This window comes from Bradyrhizobium sp. SZCCHNR1053, from assembly GCF_032381235.1.
In the GTDB taxonomy this organism is placed as follows: Bacteria; Pseudomonadota; Alphaproteobacteria; order Rhizobiales; family Xanthobacteraceae; genus Bradyrhizobium.
This window is the reverse complement of sequence record NZ_JAUHJM010000009.1, coordinates 132,547-157,342: the sequence shown is the minus strand read 5'-3', so window position 1 is coordinate 157,342 and position 24,796 is coordinate 132,547. Positions and strand designations below refer to the sequence as shown.

Annotated in this window: 25 protein-coding genes and 1 tRNA gene; 9 read left to right on the top strand and 17 right to left on the bottom strand. The window is 65.8% G+C overall.

Features of this window, described 5'->3' with window-relative positions; genetic code table 11:
• Positions 1-153: 153 nt before the first annotated feature.
• On the bottom strand, positions 154-750 hold the full coding sequence (locus QX051_RS21085; protein ID WP_315739352.1) for a hypothetical protein: 597 nt from the start codon (positions 748-750) through the stop codon (positions 154-156).
• Between the two features lie 163 nt (positions 751-913).
• On the opposite strand from QX051_RS21085, the gene QX051_RS21080 reads away from it, so the two are divergent.
• From QX051_RS21080 to QX051_RS21070, 3 genes are all read left to right on the top strand, one after another.
• A complete protein-coding gene (locus QX051_RS21080; RefSeq protein WP_315777452.1) occupies positions 914-1,642 on the top strand; it encodes an aspartate/glutamate racemase family protein in 729 nt (242 codons plus the stop codon).
• An 82-nt stretch (positions 1,643-1,724) separates the two neighbouring features.
• Complete coding sequence (locus tag QX051_RS21075) at positions 1,725-2,591, top strand: S1C family serine protease (protein WP_315777451.1); 867 nt, start codon at positions 1,725-1,727, stop codon at positions 2,589-2,591.
• Positions 2,588-2,995 carry a helix-turn-helix transcriptional regulator gene (locus QX051_RS21070; RefSeq protein WP_315777450.1) on the top strand — a complete coding sequence of 136 codons (408 nt, stop codon included), beginning with the start codon at positions 2,588-2,590 and terminating at the stop codon, positions 2,993-2,995. Before QX051_RS21075 ends, QX051_RS21070 begins: the two co-directional genes overlap by 4 nt.
• A 42-nt stretch (positions 2,996-3,037) precedes the next feature.
• Here the strand turns inward: QX051_RS21070 and QX051_RS21065 are convergent, their stop codons facing one another.
• The 10 genes from QX051_RS21065 to QX051_RS21020 all read right to left on the bottom strand — a co-directional run bounded on the left by QX051_RS21065 (position 3,038) and on the right by QX051_RS21020 (position 12,786).
• Positions 3,038-3,571, bottom strand: coding sequence for a GDSL-type esterase/lipase family protein (locus QX051_RS21065; RefSeq protein WP_315777449.1), 534 nt, complete (start codon positions 3,569-3,571; stop codon positions 3,038-3,040).
• A 252-nt stretch (positions 3,572-3,823) separates the two neighbouring features.
• The gene (locus QX051_RS21060; RefSeq protein ID WP_315777448.1) at positions 3,824-5,443 is read right to left on the bottom strand and encodes a peptide chain release factor 3; all 1,620 of its coding nucleotides are present in this window, start codon (positions 5,441-5,443) and stop codon (positions 3,824-3,826) included.
• 141 nt (positions 5,444-5,584) lie between these two features.
• Positions 5,585-6,592: an anion permease gene (locus QX051_RS21055; RefSeq protein WP_315739343.1), complete on the bottom strand. Its 1,008-nt coding sequence runs from the start codon at positions 6,590-6,592 to the stop codon at positions 5,585-5,587.
• A gap of 14 nt (positions 6,593-6,606) precedes the next feature.
• Complete coding sequence (locus tag QX051_RS21050; protein WP_315739342.1) at positions 6,607-7,251, bottom strand: DUF47 domain-containing protein; 645 nt, start codon at positions 7,249-7,251, stop codon at positions 6,607-6,609.
• 143 nt (positions 7,252-7,394) lie between these two features.
• The gene (locus QX051_RS21045) at positions 7,395-8,363 is read right to left on the bottom strand and encodes a branched-chain amino acid ABC transporter permease (protein WP_315739341.1); all 969 of its coding nucleotides are present in this window, start codon (positions 8,361-8,363) and stop codon (positions 7,395-7,397) included.
• Between the two features lies 1 nt (position 8,364).
• Positions 8,365-9,228: a branched-chain amino acid ABC transporter permease gene (locus QX051_RS21040; protein ID WP_315739340.1), complete on the bottom strand. Its 864-nt coding sequence runs from the start codon at positions 9,226-9,228 to the stop codon at positions 8,365-8,367.
• A 77-nt stretch (positions 9,229-9,305) separates the two neighbouring features.
• The gene (locus QX051_RS21035; protein ID WP_315777447.1) at positions 9,306-10,529 is read right to left on the bottom strand and encodes an ABC transporter substrate-binding protein; all 1,224 of its coding nucleotides are present in this window, start codon (positions 10,527-10,529) and stop codon (positions 9,306-9,308) included.
• A gap of 92 nt (positions 10,530-10,621) precedes the next feature.
• Positions 10,622-11,368 carry an ABC transporter ATP-binding protein gene (locus QX051_RS21030; RefSeq protein WP_315739337.1) on the bottom strand — a complete coding sequence of 249 codons (747 nt, stop codon included), beginning with the start codon at positions 11,366-11,368 and terminating at the stop codon, positions 10,622-10,624.
• Positions 11,361-12,116, bottom strand: coding sequence for an ABC transporter ATP-binding protein (locus tag QX051_RS21025; protein WP_315739336.1), 756 nt, complete (start codon positions 12,114-12,116; stop codon positions 11,361-11,363). Before QX051_RS21025 ends, QX051_RS21030 begins: the two co-directional genes overlap by 8 nt.
• 313 nt (positions 12,117-12,429) lie before the next feature.
• Positions 12,430-12,786 (bottom strand): ArsC family reductase, encoded by a 357-nt coding sequence (locus QX051_RS21020; protein WP_315777446.1) that lies wholly within the window; start codon positions 12,784-12,786, stop codon positions 12,430-12,432.
• A gap of 219 nt (positions 12,787-13,005) precedes the next feature.
• Here QX051_RS21020 and QX051_RS21015 point away from each other — a divergent pair, with 219 nt between their 5' ends.
• Positions 13,006-13,200: a hypothetical protein gene (locus QX051_RS21015; protein ID WP_315712501.1), complete on the top strand. Its 195-nt coding sequence runs from the start codon at positions 13,006-13,008 to the stop codon at positions 13,198-13,200.
• A gap of 48 nt (positions 13,201-13,248) precedes the next feature.
• Here the strand turns inward: QX051_RS21015 and QX051_RS21010 are convergent, their stop codons facing one another.
• Positions 13,249-16,548 (bottom strand): DEAD/DEAH box helicase, encoded by a 3,300-nt coding sequence (locus QX051_RS21010; protein ID WP_315739333.1) that lies wholly within the window; start codon positions 16,546-16,548, stop codon positions 13,249-13,251.
• Positions 16,549-16,667: 119 nt separating this feature from the next.
• Positions 16,668-17,258 carry a histidine phosphatase family protein gene (locus tag QX051_RS21005; protein WP_315777445.1) on the bottom strand — a complete coding sequence of 197 codons (591 nt, stop codon included), beginning with the start codon at positions 17,256-17,258 and terminating at the stop codon, positions 16,668-16,670.
• Between the two features lie 113 nt (positions 17,259-17,371).
• On the opposite strand from QX051_RS21005, the gene QX051_RS21000 reads away from it, so the two are divergent.
• Positions 17,372-18,046: a hypothetical protein gene (locus QX051_RS21000; RefSeq protein ID WP_315777444.1), complete on the top strand. Its 675-nt coding sequence runs from the start codon at positions 17,372-17,374 to the stop codon at positions 18,044-18,046.
• Positions 18,043-18,447 (top strand): hypothetical protein, encoded by a 405-nt coding sequence (locus tag QX051_RS20995; protein WP_315777443.1) that lies wholly within the window; start codon positions 18,043-18,045, stop codon positions 18,445-18,447. Before QX051_RS21000 ends, QX051_RS20995 begins: the two co-directional genes overlap by 4 nt.
• Positions 18,448-18,477: 30 nt before the next feature.
• On the opposite strand, the gene QX051_RS20990 is transcribed toward QX051_RS20995, so the two are convergent.
• Positions 18,478-19,458 (bottom strand): oxygenase MpaB family protein, encoded by a 981-nt coding sequence (locus QX051_RS20990; protein ID WP_315777442.1) that lies wholly within the window; start codon positions 19,456-19,458, stop codon positions 18,478-18,480.
• A complete protein-coding gene (locus tag QX051_RS20985; protein ID WP_315777441.1) occupies positions 19,455-20,159 on the bottom strand; it encodes a glutathione S-transferase family protein in 705 nt (234 codons plus the stop codon). Before QX051_RS20985 ends, QX051_RS20990 begins: the two co-directional genes overlap by 4 nt.
• Positions 20,160-20,283: 124 nt before the next feature.
• Between QX051_RS20985 and QX051_RS20980 the strand changes: the two genes are divergently transcribed.
• Complete coding sequence (locus QX051_RS20980) at positions 20,284-20,661, top strand: hypothetical protein (protein ID WP_315771009.1); 378 nt, start codon at positions 20,284-20,286, stop codon at positions 20,659-20,661.
• 2 nt (positions 20,662-20,663) lie between these two features.
• On the opposite strand, the gene QX051_RS20975 is transcribed toward QX051_RS20980, so the two are convergent.
• Together QX051_RS20975 and QX051_RS20970 are read right to left on the bottom strand one after the other, a co-directional pair.
• Positions 20,664-20,891 carry a hypothetical protein gene (locus QX051_RS20975; RefSeq protein WP_315739326.1) on the bottom strand — a complete coding sequence of 76 codons (228 nt, stop codon included), beginning with the start codon at positions 20,889-20,891 and terminating at the stop codon, positions 20,664-20,666.
• A gap of 79 nt (positions 20,892-20,970) precedes the next feature.
• Positions 20,971-22,050 carry an Acg family FMN-binding oxidoreductase gene (locus QX051_RS20970; RefSeq protein ID WP_315777440.1) on the bottom strand — a complete coding sequence of 360 codons (1,080 nt, stop codon included), beginning with the start codon at positions 22,048-22,050 and terminating at the stop codon, positions 20,971-20,973.
• Positions 22,051-23,193: 1,143 nt separating this feature from the next.
• Between QX051_RS20970 and QX051_RS20965 the strand changes: the two genes are divergently transcribed.
• A tRNA-OTHER gene (locus QX051_RS20965) sits at positions 23,194-23,268 on the top strand.
• A gap of 176 nt (positions 23,269-23,444) precedes the next feature.
• Entirely contained in the window at positions 23,445-24,785 is a 1,341-nt protein-coding gene (locus QX051_RS20960; protein ID WP_315777439.1) for a TROVE domain-containing protein, read from the top strand.
• Positions 24,786-24,796 lie beyond the last annotated feature (11 nt).

Sequence of the window (24,796 nt, the reverse complement as noted above, 5' to 3'; positions counted from 1 at the left end):
TCGAACCCGGAACCCCGAGATTGGTTTGCGTTCTTCGCAACCATATCGAGATTCCCCGCTGCGTAATCGCCCAGCTGAGGTTCGCACGCGTTGCGTCCGTCCCGAATGATCGGTGGGTGGGGTTCGCGCCGTGCGAGACGGCGCGGCGGGGCGCTATTGCCGCTCCGACGTGTTCTTCAAATCCCGGTTGTCGACATAGCGGATCGCGATCGGCCGCCCCGCCAGCGCGCCGCCGAGGCCTTTTGTGAACTTCAGCGGCAGGCAGCCGTCGAGCGAGGCATTGATCGCCTTCAGATAGGTCGCGCGCGTGTCGGCCGGCGCGCCTGAGGTCACGAAGGTCACGCGCGGCGGTGAGATCATCTCGCCGGTCCGCTTGAAGCTGAAGCGCACCGTCATCTGCATCCCCGCGCGGGCGCTGTCCTCCGGCGGCGGCGTCCAGCACGCGCGCAGCGCTGCGAACAGATCGCCGATCGTGTCGAGATCGTGATCCGGCTTCTGATATTTGGCTTCCTGATCCTTGGCGGGCCGGCTCTCGATCGTGAGTTGCAGGTTCTGACCATAGGGATAGTTCATCTCGGGAATACAGGGCCACGGCCCGAAGACGCTGCAGAACGACGGCGTGCACGGCTGCTCGTCGAGCACGCTGCACGGCGTGTGCGCGAACGGCACCGGATTGATCTGCTGGCGGCGCGCGTCGGCGGCGGCCGGAGCGGCCACCATCAGCAGGAGGAGCACGACGACACGGAGCATGGGACTCTCGGAGTGGGATGAAATCCAAGTTGGATCCCGATCGCAGAACTCGCAAGCTCAATCCCGTTCACGTCTGCGCGTTCCCGCATCGCGAACGGCCCTCGACCGTAACAGCGGAACTCGGCTAGAACACGGCAGGATGCGACAACAAACGGACGCGACGATGAGCCACAGCGAGACCGTGATCAACGTCATCAACCCGAACATGACGGTGACGATGACCGAATTGATCGCCAAAGCGGCCCAGGCCAGCGCAAGCCCGTCGACGCGGATCGTCGGCCGCACCGCGCGGTTCGGCGCCGCCTCGATCGAAGGCCATTACGACGAGGCGATTGCCGCGGTCGGCATGCTCAAGGAGGTCGAGGCCGGAGACGCAGAAGGTTGCCACGCCCATGTAATCGCCTGCTTCGGTGATCCCGGCCTGCTTGCCGCGCGCGAATTATCGGCTGTGCCGGTGCTCGGCATCGCTGAAGCGGCGATGCATGCGGCGAGCTTCGTCGCCACCCATTTCAGCATCGTGACCACGCTGTCGCGCACCAAGGTGATCGCCGAGCACCTCGTGCGCAATTACGGCATGGAGCAGCATTGCCGCAGGGTGCGCGCGGTCGACGTTGCCGTGCTCGACCTCGACAAGCCCGAGGCCAATGTCCGCGGCACGCTGCTCGGCGAATGCCGGGCGGCGCTGCGCGAGGACGGTATCGGCGCCATCGTGCTCGGCTGCGCCGGCATGGCCGATCTCGCGCACGACCTCTCCACCGAGCTCGGCATTCCCGTGATCGACGGCGTCGCCGCCGCGGTGCGCTTTGCCGAGGCGCTGGTCGGGCTGGGGCTGAAGACCTCCAAGCACGGCGATCTCGCCTTTCCGCTGCCGAAGGCACGGACGACGCTCTGAAGCCGGTCGACTACCTGATCGGGTAGTTTCGAAACCGCGTCGGAGACGCCAAATTGGGACCAGACCCATTCTGGAGCGTCCCATGTCCGATCCGTCCGCCCTCGCCTCGCTATCGTCGGCATTGACGACCGCCGTCGCGCAAGCCGCGCCTGTGATCCTCACCGTCTCCTCGCACCGCAGCCGCGCCACGGGCTTCGTCTGGAAGCCGGGCCTTGTCGTCACCGCCGACGAGGCGCTGGCGGACGAAGGCGAAATCGTGCTCGTCTTTGCCGATGGCACGCAAAGGCCGGCCACGGTGGCGGGCCGCGACCACACCACCGACATCGCCCTGCTCCGCTTCGATGGCGGCGCTGCGGGACCGGCCCAACTCTCCGGCGAGATGCCCGCGCTCGGCTCGCTCGCGGTCATCGCCGCTGCCGAGCACGGCACGCCAACGGCCGCGCTCGCGATGGTGTCGAAATCCGCCGGTCCGTGGCGCAGCCTGCGCGGCGGCGACATCGATGCGCGCATCGAGCTCGATACCAGGCTGCGGCACAGTTCCGAAGGCGGCCTCGTGCTCGACGCTGCGGGCCACGCGATCGGCATGGCCGTGCGCGGCCCGCGCCGGACGCTCGTGATACCCGCGGCCACGATCGAACGGGTCGCCGCGAAGCTCGAGACGCATGGTCGCATCGCTCGCGGCTATCTCGGCGCCGGCCTGCAGCCGGTCCGGCTCGATGACGGCATCGGCGCGATGATCATGAGCCTCGACAAGAGCGGCCCGGCCGCGGCCGCCGGCCTGCGCCAGGGTGACGTCATCACCGCGCTCAACAAGGAGCCGTTCAGGGGCATGCGCGCGATGATGCGCGAACTCGGTCCGGACAGCGTCGGCGCCGTCGTCGAGGTCGCAGCGCTGCGTGCCGGCGAGCCGGTGCAGTTCGCCCTGACCATCGGCGAGAGGCCGGCGTGAGCGAGGAGGCGCGCGCGCCGATCAGGATCGCGATCGCGGTCGAGGATGCCGCGCTGGCCGACCGGCTGGCGGCGCTGCTCGGCGATGTCACGGGCCTGACGCTGGTCGCGCCCGGCGAGAGCGCCGACGTCGCCGTCGCGCCGTTGCGTGGCAGTGATGAGGCTCGCAGCGGCGACGACAGGATCGACGGCCAGGCGATCGATGATTTTCAGCTCACCGCGCGCGAGCGCGACGTGCTGGTGCTGATGGCCGAGGGCTGCTCCAACAAGGAGATCGCGCGCAGCCTCGGCATCTCCGTGCACACCGCCAAATTCCACGTCGGCTCGCTGCTCGACAAGCTCGACGCCACCGGCCGCACCGATGCGGTCGCGCATGCGGCAAGGCGGGGGATCATCGAGCTGTGAGACCGCAGGCCGGCGCGGCGCGCTTCGCGACCTCGCGGCGAGCTACTTCCGCAAGCCGCTCATCACGCGCGGCAGCAGCGATGCGGCCAGCATGCGATAGCCCTCGGGGGTCAGATGCACACCGTCGACCTGATGCGGCAGGCCACGGAACATGCCGTTCTCGACCATCACGACCTTGATGCGGCGCTGCGCGGCCTTGGCCATGATGGCGCTGATGCCGCTGGCGCGCTGGTCGCCGGCACCTTTGCGGGCGTCGTTGCCGCCGGGCTGCAGCACCAGCACGCGGGTTGATCCATCGACCGCGCTGTCGAAGCGGGACAGCATCCCGGCGGTGGTATCACCGTTGATGCCGGCGTTGGCGACGCTCACCCGAACGCCCTTGCTGTGGAGCATGGCCTCGAGCTGGGCCGGAAAGTCCTCGCCGCGATTGACGCCCTTGCCGTAGGTGTTGCTGGCGCCGAGCGCGACGACCTCGGCCGCATCAGCCGTTGCGATCGTCGCCGACGCAAGTCCACACACAGCGAACAGTGCAATCATCTGCCGCCGCACAAGACGGCCAATCGATCCCGCCGGCATTTCCTTCTCCCTCGCCTGTTTATGAGAGGAAGACTAGCGCGCCGATGACCTGACGAAAAGTGCGCGGCGTTGCGGGTATCATCCCACGGCAGGAGCGAGGCTCACTGTGAGGAAGCGCATGTCTTTCGCGTCGCGATTCCGGGGCGCCCGCAGGGCGAGCCGAGATTCCATCGGGCGGCGGAACAAGAGGCGAAATGGATTGCGGACTCATCGCTGCGCGATGCCCCGGAATGACGAGAGAGTGTCGGGCGGCTACGCCCTCTTCTTCACGTCCTTGACGTTGGAGAACACGATGCCTTCGGCGCGCTCCTTGGTGTAGCCGAGATAGAACTCGTTCTTGGCCAGGAACACCGGATCGCCGTCGACGTCGTCGGCGACGCCGGAATTGTTGGACGCGATGAACGCCTCCAGCTTCTTCTTGTCGTCGCAGGAGATCCAGCGTGCCAGCGAGAACTCGGAGATCTCGAATTCGACGGGCAGCGAATACTCGGCATCGAGCCGCGCCTTGAGCACGTCGAGCTGCAGCGGGCCGACCACGCCGACCAGCGCCGGCGCGCCGTCGCGCGGGCGGAACACCTGCACGACGCCCTCCTCCGACATCTGCTGCAAGGCTTCCTTGAGCTTCTTGGCCTTCATCGCATCGGTGAGACGGACGCGGCGGACGATTTCCGGGGCGAAGCTCGGCACGCCGACGAAGGTGAGGTCCTCGCCCTCGGTCAGCGTGTCGCCGATGCGAAGCGAGCCGTGGTTGGGAATGCCGACGACGTCGCCCGCAAAGGCTTCGTCCGCGACCGAGCGGTCCTGGGCGAAGAAGAATTGCGGACTCGACAGCGGCATGGTCTTGCCCGTGCGCACCAGCTTCGCCTTCATGCCGCGATTGAGCTTGCCCGAGCACAGCCGCGCAAACGCGATGCGGTCGCGGTGGTTGGGGTCCATGTTCGCCTGGATCTTGAACACGAAGGCGCTCATGCGCGGCTCGGCGGCGTCGACCTTGCGCAAGTTGGACTCCTGCGCGCGCGGCGACGGCGCGTAACGGCCGAGGCCTTCCAGCAGGTCGCCGACGCCGAAATTGCGCAAGGCGCTGCCGAAATAGACCGGGGTCAGATGGCCCTCGCGGAATGCCTCCAGGTCGAACGGCTTGCAAGCTTCCTTGACCAGCTCGAGCTCGTCGGTGATCTGGCTCATGTCGAGATTGGCGTTGAACTTGCCGAGCTCCGAAATCGCGATCTGCTGCGCGGCGCCGGTCTTGGCACCGCCGCCTTCGAGCAGGCGCACGCCGCCGTCGCGGATGTCATAGGTGCCGATGAAGTCGCGGCCGCGGCCCACGGGCCAGGTCATCGGCGTGGTGTCGAGCGCCAGCGTCTTCTCGATCTCGTCCAGCAGATCGAAGGTGTCGCGGCTCTCGCGGTCCATCTTGTTGATGAAGGTGATGATCGGGATGTCGCGCAGGCGGCAGACCTCGAACAGTTTTCGCGTGCGCGCCTCGATGCCCTTGGCGGCGTCGATCACCATCACCGCGGAGTCGACCGCGGTCAGCGTGCGGTAGGTGTCCTCGGAAAAGTCCTCGTGGCCCGGCGTGTCCAGCAGGTTGAAGACCAGCCCCTCGAACTCGAAGGTCATGACCGAGGTGACGACGGAGATGCCGCGCTCGCGCTCGATCTTCATCCAGTCCGAGCGGGTGTTGCGGCGCTCGCCCTTGGCCTTGACCTGGCCGGCGAGGTTGATGGCGCCGCCGAACAGCAGCAGCTTCTCGGTCAAGGTGGTCTTGCCGGCGTCCGGATGCGAGATGATGGCAAAGGTGCGCCGGCGCGCCACCTCGTCGGACAAGGCGGTGCGGACAGGCTGTTCGGTCGTGACGGCGGTATCGGACATGAGGCGGCAAGCGTCGTTTCAGGCCAGAGAGCGGGCGATTTACGGGAAAGGCGCGGGATCTCGGCCGCCGCGCGCCCTCCATATAGGCGTTTTGCACCGCAACTCCAACCGGCGAGTTGAGCCCGGCCGGGCCGATCCGGATCAGTGCCGGAGCACCGACACCAGCCAGAACGTCAGCGCCGCGACGATCGCCGAGGCCGGAATCGTGAAGACCCAGGCATAGACGATCGATCCGGCCACGTTCCAGCGCACCGCGGAGGCGCGGCGGGCGGCGCCGACGCCGACGATGGCTCCGGTGATGGTGTGGGTGGTCGAGACGGGCACGCCGAGGAAGGTCGCCAGGAACAGCGTGATCGCGCCGCCGGTCTCGGCGCAGAAACCCTGCATCGGGTTCAGCTTGGTGATGCGCAGGCCCATGGTGCGGACGATGCGCCAGCCGCCCATCAGGGTGCCCAGCGCCATCGCCGCCTGGCACGACAGCACGACCCAGAACGGCACCGTGAACTCGTTGCCGAGATGGCCCTGCGAATACAGCAGCACGGCGATGATGCCCATCGTCTTCTGCGCGTCGTTGCCGCCATGGCCGAGCGAATACAGCGAGGCCGAGGCGAATTGCAGGATGCGGAAGGCGCGGTCGACCGCGAACGGCGTCGAGCGCACCGAGGCCCAGGACACGATCGCGACCAGGACCATCGCCAGCACCAGCCCGACCAGCGGCGACAGCACGATCGCGAGCACGGTCTTCGACAGGCCGCTCCAGACGGCGGCCGAGATGCCGGCCTTGGCGACCCCTGCCCCAACCAGCCCGCCAATCAAAGCGTGCGAGCTCGACGAGGGAATGCCGGCCGCCCAGGTGACGAGGTTCCAGACGATGGCACCGACCAGGGCGGCGAAGATCACCTGGGCGTCGACGATGGCGGGATCGATGATCCCTGTACCGATGGTCTGCGCGACGTGGAGGCCGAACACCGCGAACGCGACGAAATTAAAGAATGCGGCCCAGAACACCGCATATTGCGGCCGGAGCACGCGGGTCGAAACGATGGTCGCGATCGAGTTGGCGGCGTCATGCAGGCCGTTCAGGAAATCGAAGGCGAGCGCGACGGCGATCAGGCCGACCAGGATCGGAAGGCCGAGTTGAGCGTCCACGGCGCGGCCCTACCCTAGACCTGTTCGATCATGATCGAATTGATCTCGTTGGCGACGTCGTCGAAGCGGTCGGCGACCTTCTCCAGATGGTCGTAGATCTCGGCGCCGACAATGAAGTCCATGGTATTGGCCTTGCGGTGCTTGAGGAACAGCTCCTTCAGCCCGATGTCGTGGAGGTCGTCGACCCGACCCTCGAGCTTGGTCATCTCCTCGGTGATCGCGGTGATCATCGGCACGTTCTGGCCGATCGCCTGCAGCAACGGCAGCGCGCGGCCGATCAGATTGGCGCAATCGACCAGCAAGGTGCCCATCTCGCGCATGGTCGGCTCGAACTCTTTGACCTCGAACAGCACCACGGCCTTGGCGGTCTGCTGCATCTGGTCGATGGCATCGTCCATCGAGGTGATCAGGTTCTTGATGTCGCCGCGGTCGAACGGGGTGATGAAGGTGCGGCGGACCGCGGTCAGCACTTCGCGGGTGATGTTGTCGGCCTCGTTCTCGAACTGGCTGACGCGCTGGCAGTGGGCGAGGATGTCGTCACCGCCCTGCAGCATGTCCTGCAGCGCATGGGCGCCCTGAATCACCACCTTGTTGTGGCGGGCGAACAAATCGAAAAACCGCTCCTCCCGCGGGAGGACGGCGCGAAACCAGTGCAGCATGGGACGAGATCCATCCATTCCGAAACGGGCCAGGGCCGGCCCGTCACAGAACTGTCATACTCCGGATCGCGCACCAGCAGAAGCGGTGGCCGGTTCATCCACCGCTTTCTGCCCTTTCGACGATCTCTTTTCAGATCAACGGCTTAAAGGGACCGTTTGAACAGATGGGCGATTTCGCCGACCACGCCGCGGCGGAAGGTGAGCACGCAGGCGACGAAGATCACGCCCTGGATCACCGTCACCCACTGGCCGAAGCCGGACAGATATTGCTGCATGCCGACGATCACGAACGCGCCGACGACGGGGCCGAACACGGTGCCGAGCCCTCCGACCAGGGTCATGAGCACGATCTGCCCCGACATCGCCACCTCGACGTCGGTCAGCGAGGCGTTCTGGGCGACGAACACCTTCAACGCGCCAGCCAAGCCGGCCAGCGTCCCGGATAGAATGAAGGCGAGCAGCTTGTAATGGTCGGTCTTGTAACCCAGCGAGATCGCCCGCTGCTCGTTCTCACGGATCGATTTCAGCACTTCGCCGAACGGCGAGTTGATGGTGCGGAAGATCAGCAGGAAACCGGCGAGGAAGCCGACCAGCACGACGTAATAGAGCACCGTCGGCCTGGACAGGTCGAGGATGCCGAACATCCGCCCCTGGGGAATGCCCTGGATGCCGTCCTCGCCATGGGTGAACGGCGCCTGCAGATAGATGAAGTACAGCAGCTGCGACAGCGCCAGCGTGATCATCGCGAAATAGATGCCCTGGCGGCGGATCGAGATGTAGCCGGTGATCACCGACAGGACGAACGATCCGGCGACGCCTGTGAGGATGCCGAGCTCGGGCGGCAGCCCCCACACCTTCAGCGCGTGGGCACTGCAGTAGCCGGCCGTTCCCAGGAACATCGCGTGGCCGAACGACAGCAGGCCGCCATAGCCGATCAGGAGGTTGAAGGCGCAGGCGAGCAGCGCGAAGCACAGCGCCTGCATGACGAAGAACGGGTACAGCCCGGTCCACGGTACGATCGCCAGCAGCGCCGCCATGATGACGAACACGATCATCTCGTCGCGCATCGCGCGCGGGGTGATCGGCAGGGTCGTGTCGGTGATGGATGTCATGTCAGGCCGCCCGTCCGGTCAGACCCGTCGGCTTCACCAGCAGCACCAGGACCATCAGAACGAAGACCACGGTGTTGGAAGCCTCGGGATAGAAATATTTGGTCAGTCCCTCGATCACACCGAGCAGGAAGCCGGTGATGATCGAGCCCATGATCGAGCCCATGCCGCCGATCACGACCACCGCGAACACCACGATGATGATGTGCTCGCCCATCAGGGGCCGCACCTGGTTGATCGGCGCCGACAGCACGCCGGCGAGGGCCGCGAGCCCGACGCCGAGGCCGTAGGTCAGCGTGATCATGCGCGGCACGTTGATGCCGAACGCCCGCACCAATGTCGGATTCTCGGTGGCGGCGCGCAGGTAGGCGCCGAGCCGGGTCCGCTCGATCAGGAACCAGGTCGCCAGACAGACGACCAGGGAGAATATGACGACCCAGCCGCGATAGACCGGCAGATACATGAAGCCGAGATTCATGCCGCCACGGAGCTGATCCGGGATCGCATAAGGCAGGCCGGACGAGCCGAAGAAGTTCTGGAACACGCCCTGGATGATCAGCGCCAGTCCGAACGTCAGAAGCAGTCCGTAGAGATGGTCGAGCCCGGCGATCCATTGCAGCATGGTGCGCTCGAGGATCATGCCGAAGACGCCGACGATGATCGGCGCCAGCAGCAGCGCCCACCAGTAATTGATGCCGCCGAGGTTGAGCAGGAAATAGGCGCAGAACGCGCCCATCATGTAGAGCGCGCCATGGGCGAAATTGATGATGTTGAGCATGCCGAAGATGACGGCAAGCCCGAGACTGAGCAGCGCGTAGAACGAGCCGTTGATCAGTCCGACCAGGAGCTGTGCGTAGAGGGCCTGCATCGTCTTGTTCTGTTTTCTCTCGGCGTTTCCCAGAAGATGGCGGCCCCGGCGACGTCAGCCGCCGGAGCCACAGCGGTTCATTTCTTAAACAAGGCGCACGCGCTCTTGTCGAGCGGCGTGAAGGCCTGGTCGCCCGGTACCGAGCCGACCAGCTTGTAGAGATCCCACGGGCCCTTGGACTCCGAGGGCTTCTTGACCTCGAACAGATAGGCGGTGTGGATGGTGCGGCCGTTGGGCTGGATCTCGCCCTTGCCGAACAGCGTATCCTCGGTCGGGATCGACTTCATCTTGTCGACGATCTTGGTGCCGTCGTGCGGGTTCTCGCCCAGCGCGTCCAGCGCCTTGAAGTAATGCGCGAGACCGGCATAGACGCCGGCCTGGACCATGGTCGGCGGCGCGCCGTTCTTCATCCGCTTGGCGAACCGCTCGGAGAAGGCGCGGGTCTGGTCGTTCATGTCCCAGTAGAAAGTCTCGGTGAAGTTGAGGCCCTGCGCGATGTCGAGCCCGATCGACTTGACGTCGGTCAGGAACAGCAACAGCGCGGCAAGCTTCTGGCCGCCCTTATTGATGCCGAACTCGGCCGCCTGCTTGATCGTATTGGTGGTATCGCCGCCGGCATTGGCGAGGCCGATGACCTTGGCGTTCGACGACTGGGCCTGCAGCAGGAAGGACGAGAAGTCGGAGGTGTTGAGCGGATGCTTGACGCCGCCGATCACCTTGCCGCCATTGGCGGTGACGACCGCCGTGGTATCGCGTTCCAGCGCGGCGCCGAAGGCGTAGTCGGCCGTCAGGAAGAACCAGGTCGAGCCGCCCGCCTTGACCAGCGCCTGGCCGGTGGTGTGCGCCAGCATGTAGGTGTCGTAGGTCCAGTGCACCGTGTTCGGCGAGCACTGCGCATTGGTGAGATCCGAGGTCGCAGCGCCCGAGTTGATGTAGACGCCGTTCTTCTCCTTGACGACGTTGTTGACGGCCAGCGCGACGCCGGAATTCGGCACGTCGACGATGACGTCGACCTTCTCGACATCGAACCACTGCCGCGCGATCGCGGTGCCGATATCCGGCTTGTTCTGGTGATCGCCGGAGATCACGTCGATCTTCCAACCCTTGGCGGCGAGGCCGGAATCCTCGATCGCCATCTGCGCCGCGAGCGTCGAGCCGGGACCGCCGAGATCGGCATAAAGACCCGACTGATCGGACAGCGCGCCGATCTTGACGGTCTTGTCGCCGGCCGAAGCGACGCTGCCAGCGGCGAGAGTGAGCGCCGTTCCCAGCAGCAATGACGCGATGAATTTGCTCTTCATTTCCAACTTCCAGAACTTTCCAAGAAGACTGCCAAGAAAACCATAGAGAAGACCGCGGGAGGAAACCGCCAAGTCAACGTCGCCGGCGCCGGTCAGACGCCGAGATAAGTATGCAGCTTATCCATGTTGGCCGACAGATCGGCATTGGCGAAACCGTCGATGACCTTGCCGTGCTCGACCACGTAGTAGCGGTCGGCGACAGTCGAGGCGAAACGGAAGTTCTGCTCGACCAGGAGGATCGTGAAGCCTTCCTTCTTCAGCCGCGCGATGGTGTGGCCGATCTGCTGGATGATGACTGGCGCGAGACCCTCGGTCGGCTCGTCCAGCATCAGGAAGCTGGCGCCGGTGCGCAGAATGCGCGCGATCGCCAGCATCTGCTGCTCGCCGCCCGACAGCTTGGTGCCCTGGCTCTTCAGCCGCTCCTTCAGGTTCGGGAACAGCTCGAAGATCTGGTCGAGCATGAGCCCGCCCGGCCGCACCACCGGCGGCAGCAGCAGGTTCTCGCGCACGTCCAGGCTGGCGAAGATGCCGCGCTCCTCCGGACACAGCGCGATGCCGAGCCGCGCGATCTTGTCGGAGGTCATGCGGATCAGCTCGCGCCCGTTGAACTGGACCGAGCCGGTGCGCTTGCCGATGATTCCCATGATCGACTTCAGGGTCGTGGTCTTGCCGGCACCGTTGCGCCCGAGCAGGGTGACGACCTCGCCGGCATTCACGTTGAAGTTCATGCCGTGGAGAATGTGGGATTCGCCGTACCAGCTCTCGAGATTCTTGACGTCGAGAATGGTGCTGGTCACAGCGCCAGCGGTGGGCGTCTTGGCCGTCATCACCTCAGGCATGTCCGGCCCCCAGATAGGCTTCCTTGACGCGCTCGTCCTTGGCGAGCTCCGAATACGGCCCTTCCGTCAGCACCTGGCCGCGCGTCAGCACGGTGATGGTGTCGGAGAGGTTGGCGACGACGCTGAGATTATGCTCGACCATCAGGATCGTGTATTTGGCGGAGATGCGCTTGATCAGCGCGGCGATCTTGTCGATGTCCTCGTGGCCCATGCCGGCCATCGGCTCGTCCAGCAGCATCATCTCCGGATCGAGCGCCAGCGTGGTCGCGATCTCCAACGCACGCTTGCGCCCATACGGCATCTCGACCGCCGGAATGTTGGCGAATTCGCTCAAGCCCACGTCGTTGAGAAGCTCCAGCGCCCGATTGTTGAAGCGGTTCAGAACGCTCTTGGAGCGCCAGAAGTCGAACGACGAGCCATGCTGGCGCTGCAGGGCGACGCGGACGTTCTCCAGCGCCGTCATATGCGGAAACACCGCCGAGATCTGGAACGAGCGGACCAGGCCAAGACGCGCCACGTCGGCCGGCGCCGTCGCCGTAATATCCTGACCCTTATAGAGAATCTTGCCGGCCGACGGCCGCAGGAACTTGGTCAGAAGGTTGAAGCACGTCGTCTTGCCGGCCCCGTTCGGGCCAATCAGCGCATGAATGGTGCCCCGGCGGATCTTGAGCGAAACATCGCGAACGGCAAAAAATCCCGCGAATTCCTTCGTCAATCCGTGGGTCTCGAGAATGAACTCGTCAGCCAAAGATTCCCCCCAAGCCGGCGCCTTCAGCGCCTGGCCCTCGCTTCTTCCTGTACGGCGGCTCTGCCGGACGACTGGACGATTCCTCGCCGCCACCCGCGACCGCTTCGCGCCGGAATATGCCGTCAATCGAGGGAGTTAGGCAAGGCGGAAAGCTGGGCAACGACGTCGCAAGGCGACCGACGCACCTTGCGTTGAAATCAGCTGCGATTTCCCGCTGACATAGAAAATCATACCTTCGGCATTTTCCTGCACGCGCGCACTGCAAAGGCGGCGGGCGCGGCCCGCGAGACGGCGCAGCGATGATCGTCTCCAACTACTTCGCGGCCTTCACGTCCTTTGCATAGAGATCCGGCTTGAAGCCCACCACGCGGCGGCCGCCGAGATCGAGCACCGGGCGTTTGATCATCGAAGGCTGCGCCAGCATGAGCGCGATCGCCTTGCTCTCGGTGAGTCCGTCCTTGTCCGCGTCGGGCAATTTCTTGAACGTCGTGCCGGCGCGATTGAGCAGCACCTCCCAGCCGAGCTCGTCGCTCCATGCCTTGAGTTTAGCCTTGTCGATTCCGGCGGTCTTGTAGTCGTGGAATTGGTAAGCGACGCCGTGATCGTCGAGCCAGGCGCGCGCCTTCTTCATCGTGTCGCAGTTCTTGATTCCGTAGATCGTGATGCTCATGCCACGCGTCCTCAAACAATCGTGTCCGACCGCGGCGGATGTCCCACGTTGCGACAATCGGCCGTGCATTTTGCCGTGCGATTCACCCGCTTTTGATGCGGCGGACGCCACTCGTTCCGCGGTCGGAATTCACTCCGACCTTTGCCACGAAACTGTCGGCTGAGCATTACATTTTCTTCGCATCCCCGGCGTATCTGGCCCACGAACAGGAGACCGCGAATGGGCAAGATCATGGTACGTTGTCCGCAGACCGGCCGCAGCATCGAGACAGGGATGGAAATGGACGCCGCGCGCTTTCAGCGCATGCCCGTGTTCTTCTCGCGTGCCTACTGCCCGCACTGCCGCATCTACCATGAATGGTTCGCCGCCCATGCCTGGGTCGAGGAGACGCGCGAGCGTATCGCGCTGGCTTGACCGCACTCAAGTTGACGGATGCTGGCCGCCACGCATCTCCACCCGACATCAAGACAGCAGAGCAGCGATATCCTCCTCCGTCAGCGCCTTGCCGATATTGCCCTCGCGATCGAACAGTGAATCAGCCAGCGCCTGCTTGCGCAGCTTGAGCTCACCGATCTTCTCCTCGATCGTCCCGGCCGTCACCAGGCGATAGACGAAGACCTTCTTGTCCTGGCCGATGCGATGCGCCCGGTCGATCGCCTGCGCCTCGACGGCAGGATTCCACCAGGGATCGTAGATGATGACGGTATCGGCTGCCGTCAGGTTGAGGCCGACTCCGCCGGCCTTCAGGCTGATCAGGAACACCGGGCTGTCTCCCCTCTGAAACGCCTCGATCGGCCGCTTGCGATCGCGGGTGTCGCCCGTGAGCAGCTCGTAGGCGATGTCAGCCGCCTCGAAACGCTCCTCGATCAGGGAGAGCATCGAGGTGAACTGCGAGAAGATGATGATCTTGCGCCCCTCGCTGAGCAGTTCCTCGACCATCTCAATCAGCCGGTCCAACTTGGCCGAGGGGCGCTCGACCTTGTCGTCGAGCTTCACCAGCCGCGGGTCGCAGCAGACCTGGCGCAGCCGCAGCAGCGCTTCGAGCACGACGATGTGGCTGCGCGCGAGACCACGTTCGTCAAGGGCTTTGCGCACCTTCTTCGCCATCGCCGCGCGGATCGAATCATAGAGATCGCGCTGCTTGCCGTCGATCGCGACGGTCTCCACGATGTCGACCTTGGCCGGCAGCTCGGACGCAACCTCCTCCTTGGTCCGCCGCAGCAGGAACGGCTTGACGCGGCGGGTCAGCGCCGCCGCCCGCATCGCATTGCCTTCTTTCTCGATGGGCGTGCGCCAGTTGCGCGTGAACGCGGTCTTGTCGCCGAGATAGCCGGGGTTGACGAAGCTCATGATCGACCAGAGCTCGCCGAGATGGTTCTCCATCGGAGTGCCCGTCAGGCAGAAGCGGTGGCTGGCCTTGATCGCATTGAGCCAGCGCGTCGTGGCGGCATTGGGATTCTTGATGGTCTGCGCCTCGTCGAGAATGGCCATGTGCCAGTCCCGTCCCAGGATGAGCTCATGGTCGCGCGCGATCAGCGGATAGGTGGTGAGCACGACGTCGTGCTCCGAAATCTGCGCGATCAGCTCCTTGCGAGCGGCGCCGTGGAACACCAGGACCTTCAGGTCAGGAACGAACTTGCTTGCCTCGTTGAACCAGTTCGTCATCAGGCTGGTCGGCGCGACGATGAGCACGGGCCTCGCCAGCGCGCCGCGCGCCTTCTCGAGCGCGAGCAGGGCCAGCACCTGGACGGTCTTGCCGAGGCCCATGTCATCGGCCAGCACGCCGCCGAGGTTGGCCTGCCGCAGGAGATCGAGCCAGGCGACGCCCTGCCGCTGATAGGGGCGCAACGTGGCGGTGAAGCCGGCCGGCAGCTTCAATTCATCCGGCCGATGCTGCCGCACCAGATCCGCGAGCCGGCGCAGATCATCGGGGCCCTTGAATGCGCCCGGATCGTGCGCCAGCAGCGGCACGAGCTGCGCACGAGACAGCTTGAGCTTGCCCGACGCATCCAAGCCGCCGCCGCTCAGCCGCATCGTCTGCAGCGCCAGCAGAACCGGCAGGAAGCGGCCGGCCGCCAGCGCCAGGTGCCGTCCGTCGGGCAGCGGCACATACATGTGCTTGGCTTCGGCATCGGCTTCGGACAGCGCATCGAGAATGCCGGGCTGCGCGAGCAGCCGCGCCAGCAGCTCGGCCAAGTCATGCGGCCGGCCATCGATGTCGATCTTGAAGCCAAACTCGAACCAGTCGATTCCGGAGCCCTCGATCTCCATGTCGACGAGACCGGAGGACTCCGCCAGCCGGTACGGAAAGTCGTCATCGATGCGGATCTCGAACCCCTGCTCGCGCAACGCATCGAGCTCGAGATGCACGAATTGCAGCCAGCGGCCTTCGTCCTCGAAGGTCAGATCGTCCGCGTGACCGCCGAAGCTGTAGGTCTGGACCTTTCTGAGTGGAACCAGGCCGAGCTCGCTCAGCCGTTTGGACGACTTTCGTTCGTCCGCCTTGGCGCGGGTGACGAGATGCACCCGGCCGTCTTGGAACGCCTCCACCTCGTTGCCACCGCTGTCGGGCTCGATCTCGATCGGACCGTAACGGAAGCCCGCGCGGACCACGCCGAGTGGAAGCCCGCTGGTGTGGACGCCGCGAAAGCCATAGCCCGGATAGGGTCCGCGGCGCAGATGCAGGATGGGCGTCGGCTTGGCCTCGATCTCGACGACCTCGGTCGGCCGCGACGGCAGAAGGGCGCTATCCAGCGAGGGCAGCCGCTGGCTGAGATGTCGGGAGACCTCGCCGATCAGCGCCTTCGGCAGCGTTGGCGCACTCAGCAATTGGTACGCCGTTCGCGGCTCGATCCCCGGATCGACCTCCCCGACGATGCCGCGTGTCTCCTCGGCATAGACAGGCGGCTCGGCATGCAGAGCAAGCACGCCGTCGACCACGAGCCTTGCGCCGATGCCTTTCAGGCCGACCGGCTGCCATTCGATGCGGCCATCGCGCTTGTCGCCCCAGCGCAGCAGCGGCCCGGCATGATCGCGCCAATACGCCCGCCCGGTCTCGACGATGCGCTTCAGCAGCGCGGCAGAGCCGATCCGGAAGGCCGACGCTCCGTCGAGAAAGACTTGATGTCCGAGCCGCGCTGTGATGTCGATATCGCTGTCGCGGTAGAATGCCGGCGCCCGCCCGGCGCCTCCCCGCACTTGATCGACTTTCGAGAACACGTCGGCGAAGCTGTCGTCCTTGCGCAGCCGGACCGACCACAGCCGGACGACCGGATAGGCAGCGCCTCCGGACTCGGAATGGGGCTGCACGCCATAGATCAACCTCTGCCTCACCTCGGGAGGATAGGTGTCGCCACGGCTGACCGTGCCGATCTTGTCCAGCCAGGCGGCGATCTCCGGCGGCAGCACCAGCGGGCTCGCCTTCCTCGCCGTCTTTGCCGGTGTCCTCAGGTCCACGTCGTCCTCGAGGGACGGCTCGATCGCTTCCAGCAGCACCGCCGCGACGTGCTTGCAGTTGTGCTGCATCGGGCAGGTACATCTCCCGGAGACATCCAAACGACCGTGCTTATCCCGGGCCAGCTCGATCTCGACCTCGTACGGCCAGGATTGCGATCCCTGCACCGACGCCGCCAGCTCCCGGCCGTCCTCGCTGATCTCGAGATCGAGAACGCCTCCGCGAAGCTGCAGGTGCTCCGCCTTCTGAAAGGCAGCATGGCTGAAGAAGGAGCGGATGGCCTGGGGCTTTTTGAAAGGAAGCGGCATTGCATGGAGACCTGACGCACGCGATCGCGCGTCCCACGGATCGATGTACCATGATCCGGGCGGCAGCATCGCGCCGCCCCTTCTAGCCTGGGGATATCTCCGGCGAGGCGCTCAGTGGCTCACTCGTCCTTCGGGTCGCTCTGCAGCGGCTTGTTGGAATCGCCTAGCATCAGGCAGGGGTACAATTCCGTGAACTTGAAATCTGCCTCGCCGGCGGCGCGATCGAAGCGCAGCACGACGTCGAACCGCTTGCCCGACCAATGGGGCGGCAATTGCCCGGCGTTGCTCACCGGCAGACGCGGCAGGATATCGGAGATGATTGCCTTGTGCTCCCACGCCACCAGCGCGGTGCCGGACAGCGCCAGCAAGGCTTCGACCAGCCCAGCCTCCTCTCCCTTCGCGAACGACGTATCCGGCTTGGCGAGACCGACGCGCGCAGCCAATTCGAGTACCGTCTCATAGGGCCGGCGGCTCGGGTCGGAGCCGTCCTTGCTGCTGTCGGGATCGGCGGCGTAGATCGCCTGCGGCGTCGGATAGGACGCGCCGCCCAAGCCGCTGCCGAACAGCGCCGTCCAGGCCCCTGCCCGCTCCCAGCCGAAGATGACCAGCGACTTCGAATCCGGCTTGCCCTCGTGGGTCAGGCCCGGACCTGTCGCGTCGCCGTCAGGCTTCTCGGCATGACGGATGATCAGCAGCGTCAGCGCGTTCATCGGCAACCTCTCAGGTGGCATCATACGGCCGCCAAACGGAATTGCCACTTGAGATTGCAATCGTGGGACCGCATCATGAGATCTTTCCAACCAGGATTCATTTCAGATGAGCATTGGACCGGCTCTGGGATGTCTGGACGCGCAAGCAGCAGCGGCTCAAGCTTCCCTACCTGCCGCAGGGCGCCGACCTGAAGACGTTCTCCGACGAGCCCTTCCTGTTCTATGCCGACGGCAAGGGCGGCTATGTCGGCCCCAGCAAGGCCGGCGACTACATCTCGACCGATCGCTTCGACTACGACTATGCGCCGGGCTTCGGCGAGGACATCGTCAATCCGCCCGCGGTCGCCTCGGCGCCGCAGGCCAAGCCGCAGCAGGGCTCGGTCAAGGCCAATGTGGGCACGGTGAGGATCCCCGGCGATGCGCTCGAAGCGCATCTGGCGGCAGCGCGGCCGCAGCCGCTGATGGCGCAGATCACGCTGCCCCGCCCGAGCGGCTATTCGACCGTGCGCGAATTCGACGTCCTGGTCAACGCACCCGCCAACGTCACCAAGGTCACGGCTGACAGCCCGTATTATGCAGGCACCATCGCCTTCTTCGGGTCGATGATGCCGGGCATGGCCATGACCATGGATGCGACCTTCGCGGTGCCGCTGCCGACCAAGCGGGAGGCCTTCTCCGCCCTGCGGGCCGCGCCCAACCAGCCCCTGAGCATCCGCGTCGTGCCCTCGGGCGGCGTCGGCACTGCGCCGACGCTGAAAGCGCTCTCGGTCGGACCGCTGCGCCCATGAACGGGAGGCGCGCCGCGCTGCGGGCCTGCGCCGTGCTGCTATGTGCCGTGCTGCGGCCGGCCTCGTCCTTGGCGGCGGAGCCGTTCAGAGCCATCGATCTGGTCCTGCCGCGGCCATTGGATGCGAGCGACGCTCCAGTCGTCGAGATCAGCCTGGGCGCACTGGGGCGAGGCCAGGAGGTGACGGTGACGACGGCGTCCGGGATGCCGCTCCGGACCATCTCGCCATTCGGCCTTCGCACTGGTGCGGAGGCCGGCACCTACGCGCTTCCGGTGCCGAAGGAGGCGATCAAGAGTGGACGGCTGTCGATCCGTCTCAGCATCAGCCAACCCGGTGGCAGCCGCGCGCCGACGCCGCAGGAGGTTCGCGGCGTCACGCTCAAGCTCGTTCCACGGCCGTGATCCGTCGTCTGCGCCGCAAGCGCGCCGGCCTCAGACCGTCCCGCTCCGCGCACGTTCTGCACGCTGCTCGAACGGGCTGCCCATGCTGGGCTGTCCGATCCAGACGCGGTTGAGCAGCCGCGTAAACGGCGGACACGTCGTCCCCTCGATGCGCGCCATCGCCTCCTGATAAGGGCCGACGGTGCGCAATCTCTCCGGCAGCACCGCATAGGCGCGCGGCAACCAGACTCGAGCTCGCGCGGCGCTGCGGCGTTCGCGCTCGCCATAGGGCAGCGCGAAGGCGAGCCGCAGCCGCTCCGGCAGCATCTCGGCCGTCAGCGCCGTGAACCAGCGCGGCGGTGCGATCCAGGTCGCCTCGCCCGAGAAGATGCGCTGCGCGATGTCGCGCGCGGCCGTGCTGACCGTCAGCGTCTCCGATTCCATCATGTCGGCCGCATAGGCCTTGAAAGCCCCCCAGTCCGGCGGCAGCACCTCATGCGGAATCCCGAACAGACCGGCGAAGCGCATCGCCTCACGCCAATATTGCTCGCGCTCGTCATCGCCGAGCGGCGGACACAACAGGCCGTAGGACATCATCGCAGTCTCGACCAGGGTGGCATGGACCCAGCGCAGCGCGTCGACGTCGTTGGCGCGATAGTGCGAGCCAGCGGCGAAGGGTCCGACTTTCTCAGGCATGACGCCGTCGACCGCGGCGTGACGCCGATACAACCGCCGCGCCACGGCAACCGCCTGCGCGCGCGTGCCGAACACCATGGTGTAGACGATGCCGAAGGTGCGGTGGAAACGGCCGAGCGGATCGGCGAACACCTTCGACTGCTCGGCAACGCCCGCCGCCACCCAGGGATGGGCGAGCTGCAACAACAGCGCGCGGCCTGCGCCGAGAAACAGCGCGGCCTCGCGATGCACGCGCCACATCACGCTGTCGGACGGCAGCACGGCATCGCCCGGCGTGGCCGGCGCGGACAGCAGCTCGGCCATGCAACGTTCGAAATCGGCCTCGCTGACGATCACGGCCGCTGCGGGATCTCCAGCCCGCGCTGTACCGCCGGCCGCGCCAGCCCGCGCTCGAGCCAGGCCGGAACATGCGCGAGCTCATCGAAGGCTGTGAGCTCGCGCGCGCCGTAGAAGCCGATCAGGTTGCGCACCCAGCCGAGCGTCGCGATGTCGGCGATGGTGTAGTCGGCGTCCATGATCCACTGCCGGCCATCGAGCCGCGCCTCGAGCACGCCGAGCAGCCGCCTGCTCTCCGCGACATAGCGCTGCAACGGCCGCTTGTCCTCGTACTCGCGGCCGGCGAATTTGTGGAAGAAGCCGAGCTGCCCGAACATCGGACCGATGCCGCCCATCTGGAAATGCACCCACTGGATCGTCTGCCAGCGCCGCGCCGGATCGTTCGGCAGGAATTGTCCGGTCTTCTCGGCAAGGTACTGCAGGATCGCGCCGGATTCGAACAGCCCGAGCGGCTGGCCGCCGGGACCGTCGGGATCGATGATCGCGGGAATCTTGCCGTTCGGATTGAGCGAGAGGAATTCCGGGGTCTTCTGGTCGTCCTTGCCGAAATCGATCGTGTGCGGCTCGTAGGCCAGGCCCGTCTCCTCCAGCATGATCGAGACCTTCACGCCGTTCGGGGTCGGCAGTGAATAGAGCTGGATGCGGTCGGGATGCTGCGCCGGCCAGCGCGTGGTGATCGGAAAGCTGGAGAGATCGGACATCGTGGCTCTTGCTCGCTTTGTCGCTGAGGCCTCAATCTAAGCCCGTGAGCCGCCGCTGCAAGGTTCTATGCGGAACCGCATGCGGCCGACGGTCTTATGTTGCTGCATCGTGCAGAAAGCCAGCATGCCGAGCCCGACCTACCAGTTGATCATGCAGGCGATGATCACACGCCAGCAGGTGCTGTGCATGTATGGCGGCTTCGCCCGCGCGATCTGCCCGATCATCCTCGGCCACACCGCCGGCCGCGAGCGCGTGCTCGCGTTCCAGTTCGCGGGCGGCGCGAGCAGCGGCCTGCCGCCGGGCGGCCAATGGAAGTGCTTCGATGTCGCTGACATCAGCGAGGTCGAGCTGCGCCAGGGGCGCTGGCATTCGGGGCGCAGCCACCGCCAGCCGCAATACTGCGTCACCGACGTCGAGCTCGACGTCAATCCGAACAGCCCCTACGACCCGAAACGACCGATCGCGACGCCGCAGAGAGGTAAGCTTCGGCGGAAGCGCTGACGCTACTGCGGCTCGCGCAGACGCACGCGCAGCAGCGCCGGCAGCTTCGACGTGGCGTCATGCTGCGCGAGCTTCGCCGCGACCCGGCGCATCAGCGACGACGCGCCCTGCTTGGCAAACACCTTCATGCCGCGATAGCTGAAATCGACCACCACCTCATGATGGCGCATGCCCTTGCCGCCCTTGACCAGGCCAAGGTCGCGCACCAGGCAATAATGCCCGTCGCTCATGCGTGCAAATCGGGTGTTCTCGAACATGCAGCGAAGCAATGCACCGAGTCGCAAATCCGTCAAGATTGACAGGAACGACTCATGAACTCAGCACATCGGCTACGGGCCGCCGCGGCGAGAAGGGCAGCGCCGGCCCGTAGCCGAAGCGCAGCACGAGATCCGGCCGCCGTGTCGTTCCGACCACGCGCGCCAGCTCTGGCCGCAACGCGGCCACTTCGACCGGCTGGTTGATGAAGGCAAGCTTCAGGCCCAGCCGCGTCGCTTCGAGCGCGAAGCGCTGGCACGCCTGCCCGGCCCTGATCCAATGCGAGGCATCGGCCTGCTCGGCGGTGAATACGGCGACACCGGCCGATGAGCGAATCTGCCGCGCGTATTTGTCGTTCTCCGATGCTGCATTGAAGAGCCGATCGAAGGCGAGGCCACCGAGCGCGGTCGGCAATGACGGGTTGCCGCTGGCAGCCGCGAACAGCCCGTCGCCGGTCTCGATCGCGCTGCGCGGATTGAACCGCAGCCAGCTCTTCAGTTCGCGCATGAACGCCGCATCGCGCATCTGCGCATCATTGCCGGCGACGACGAGATCGCGGATGGCGGCGATCGCGGCGGGAGCCGTGATGATCGCGAGATCGACGCCTGGCATGGTTGACGCGGCCTGCAGCGCGGCGAGATCGCCTGGCGGCACCGGTCGTCCGTCATACTCCGCGCGCGTCGACTGTCTGCGGACGATTGCCGCAAGCCGCGCATCGTCATGCGCCGTGCCGTTCGTGAAGCTGTACCGCACCGTCCGGCCGTCGCTGCTGAGCTCGCCCGGACGGCCGCTCGCATCCGCGGCGATCGCGAGATTGGCGGCCGCGCAGCCCAGGCTGACGAACAGATGATGGTCGTCCGGATCGACCACCGGCGTGCGGCGTGACGGATCGGGCATGATCTCGATCGCATCCTGCGCTACGCGAAAGCGCCAGGGCTGCGTGTTGTGGCTGTTGGCTGCAAGCGTCGCGTAGCGGATCACCGAAGTGATATCGGGCGACAGCGGCGCGCGCAGTCGGGCGCTATACGTCTCATAGTCGTGCATCGTCCCCGTGATCGCGCGCCAGGATGCAGCGCCGAGCGAGGCGGCAGCAATCGCGCTCCCCGTTCCTAACAATACCGTCCGCCGGTTCATAGCAAACACGCCTGCATTTTCCGCTGCAATCGAGCCAAGGACGACAATACGCCGTCATCGCATCGGCGCGTTGTTGCAGATCAAGGCCGCCGCAGCCGGCAAAAAAGTTCGAAGACACGCCGTTGACAGCCCCAACAAAGCGGCGTATGTCCCGCGGCCTCGCGAGCGACTGTGCCCGCGACAAACATGAGCGAGACGATGTCCTTCGGCTACGAACACTTCATCCGCACGTCCAACGGCGTCATGCCGGTGGATGGCGCACGCCATGCTCGGGGGAGCGGTCTTGCTTGAGGCAAGATCAACAGTCCGCATCACACGGACCCTCCCGAGCCAGCCGCTCCGGAGGGTTTTTTGTTGCCCTCACGCGAGCGGCCTGCACGGCGAAACCAACGGAAGTCCCGGCTGTCAGCCGGAACGGGAGACCCGGATCCCGGGGCTCGCGCAGGTGATGCGCGTGCCCGAGCGCGCGGGGCCTGTCGGAGGGAACGAGGCGGCAACGCCGGACACCGATGGCAGAGCGAGCTTCCTTGGAGCTCGCAACATGCGGCGACAACGCGCGCCGCAGACAAGCTATTTGAATTCCCGGTCGTTCGCGGCCGGGAGCTGCTGGTGGTGAAGGTGTCGGCTCCTTCGTACCATTGGTGATGCGGGTTCGAATCCCGCCTATGGCGTCACGTACCGTGGAGGCGGCCATGCGAGGGCCGTCGAGTCGCGGGTTTCGGTTGTTCTTCTTTCGGATGACCTGCGTTGGCGTCATTGATCGCCGAGACCGCCTGTTCCCCAGCATGCCATCAACGCCACTCGGCGACCGCCGGGCGGGCAAGGCGGTGGTGAAGATGTCTGTTACTTCGTTGAAACCGAGCGCCCCATTGGGGCAGCAACAGCATCGCCTATTCCCCGCCGAACGCATCCACGAGCCGTGGTGAAGACGACTGTTACTTCGCCTGCCACGCCAGAGGTCGCGGGTTCGACTCCCGCCCGGCGCCATGCCGGTAGCTCAGAGGTCAGAGCGCTGTCCGGTCCATCAGCGACCGGGTCTCAGCCGTCGCCTGTTCCCGGCTCGTGATCCATCTCAACTGATCGTCTTCGAACAGGCGGCCAGATCGTTGCGGCGCAGAGGTCTGCTGCGCCACCTTCTTCCACGCGCCGTGGTGAAGAGTGCTGATACTTCGATTGCTAATCGAGAGGTCGTGGGTTCGACTCCCATCCGGCGTTCCATGCGCCGGTAGCTCAGCGGCAGAGCACTATCCGCCCCACGCCAGTGGAGCGGAGCTCGGCATTCGCCCGTTCCCGGCGCGTGGTCCCCTGTCGCGTATGGTCTCCGACACGAGATCACGCGTGACGGCCGGTGCCCCGGCCATTTCATCCATCATCAACCCAGAGAGGAGGCCATCATGGTCAGGCTCAACAAGTTCCTGCGCGCCTTCACCCATGAGGGTGCGCCGTCCCGGCAGCTCGCGCCCGAGCAGGCGCTGCAGCGTACGCTGCTGAGCTGCCTGCTGTGGGAGGACCAGTTCTACGAGGACGGCGTGTCGGTCGCCGAGCGCATCAAGGCGCTGGTGCCGCAGGTCGCGCCGCGCAGCGTGGCGCAGCTCGCGATCCGCGCGCGCGAGGAGATGAAGCTGCGGCACGCGCCGCTGCTCGTCGCCCGCGAGATGGCGCGGCTGCCGGAGCACCGTGCGCTGGTGGCCGAGACGCTGGCGCGCATCATCCAGCGGCCGGACGAGATGACCGAGCTGCTCGCGATCTACTGGGCGGACTCGCTCGGTCCGCAGCAGCAGCGCAGGCGGCAGCCGGTGTCGGCGCAGGTCAAGAAGGGGCTGGCGAAGGCGTTCACGAAGTTCGACGCCTATCAGCTCGCGAAGTATGACCGCGAAGGACCGGTGCGGCTCCGCGACGTCCTGTTCCTGGTGCACGCCAAGCCCAGGGATGCCGCCCAGGAGGCGGTGTGGAAGCAGCTCGCCGCAAGCGAGCTGCCGTCGCCCGACACCTGGGAGGTCGCGCTGTCGAAGGGTGCGGACAAGCGCGCGAGCTTCGAGCGGCTGCTCGCCGAGAAGCGGCTCGGAGCGCTGGCGCTGTTGCGCAACCTGCGCCTGATGCGAGAGGTCGGGGTGCCGCGGGCAACCATCGCGGCCGCGATCGAGACGATGCGGACGGACAGGATCCTGCCGTATCGGTTCATCACGGCGGCGCGGCATGCGCCGGACTTCGAGCCCGAGCTCGAGCAGGCGATGCTGGGCGCGATCAAGGGCTACGCGCGGCTTCCAGGTCGCACGCGGCTCCTGATCGACGTCTCGGGATCGATGTTCGCGAAGCTGTCCGCGCAGTCAGAGATGACGCGCGCGGAGGCTGCGTGCGGGCTCGCGATCCTCGCCCGCGAGGTCTGCGACGAGGTGGAAATCTTCACGTTCAGCGACAAGGTCGTGAAGGTGCCGCCGCGCCGTGGCTTTGCGCTGCGCGATGCGATCCTCGGGTCGCAGCCGCATTCCGGGACCTATCTCGGCCGTGCGGTCGGCGAGATCGACCGCAAGGGAGACCGCCTGATCGTCTTCACCGACGAGCAGAGCCACGATGCGGTGCCGTCGCCCAAGGCGCGCGGGACCATGGTCAACGTGGCGTCGTACCAGCACGGGGTCGGTTACGGACCCTGGACGCGGGTCGACGGCTTCTCCGAGGCCGTGATCGCCTGGATCGCGGCGCAGGAGGAGACGCTGCGAGGCGCCACCCTGCACTGACGACAACGGAC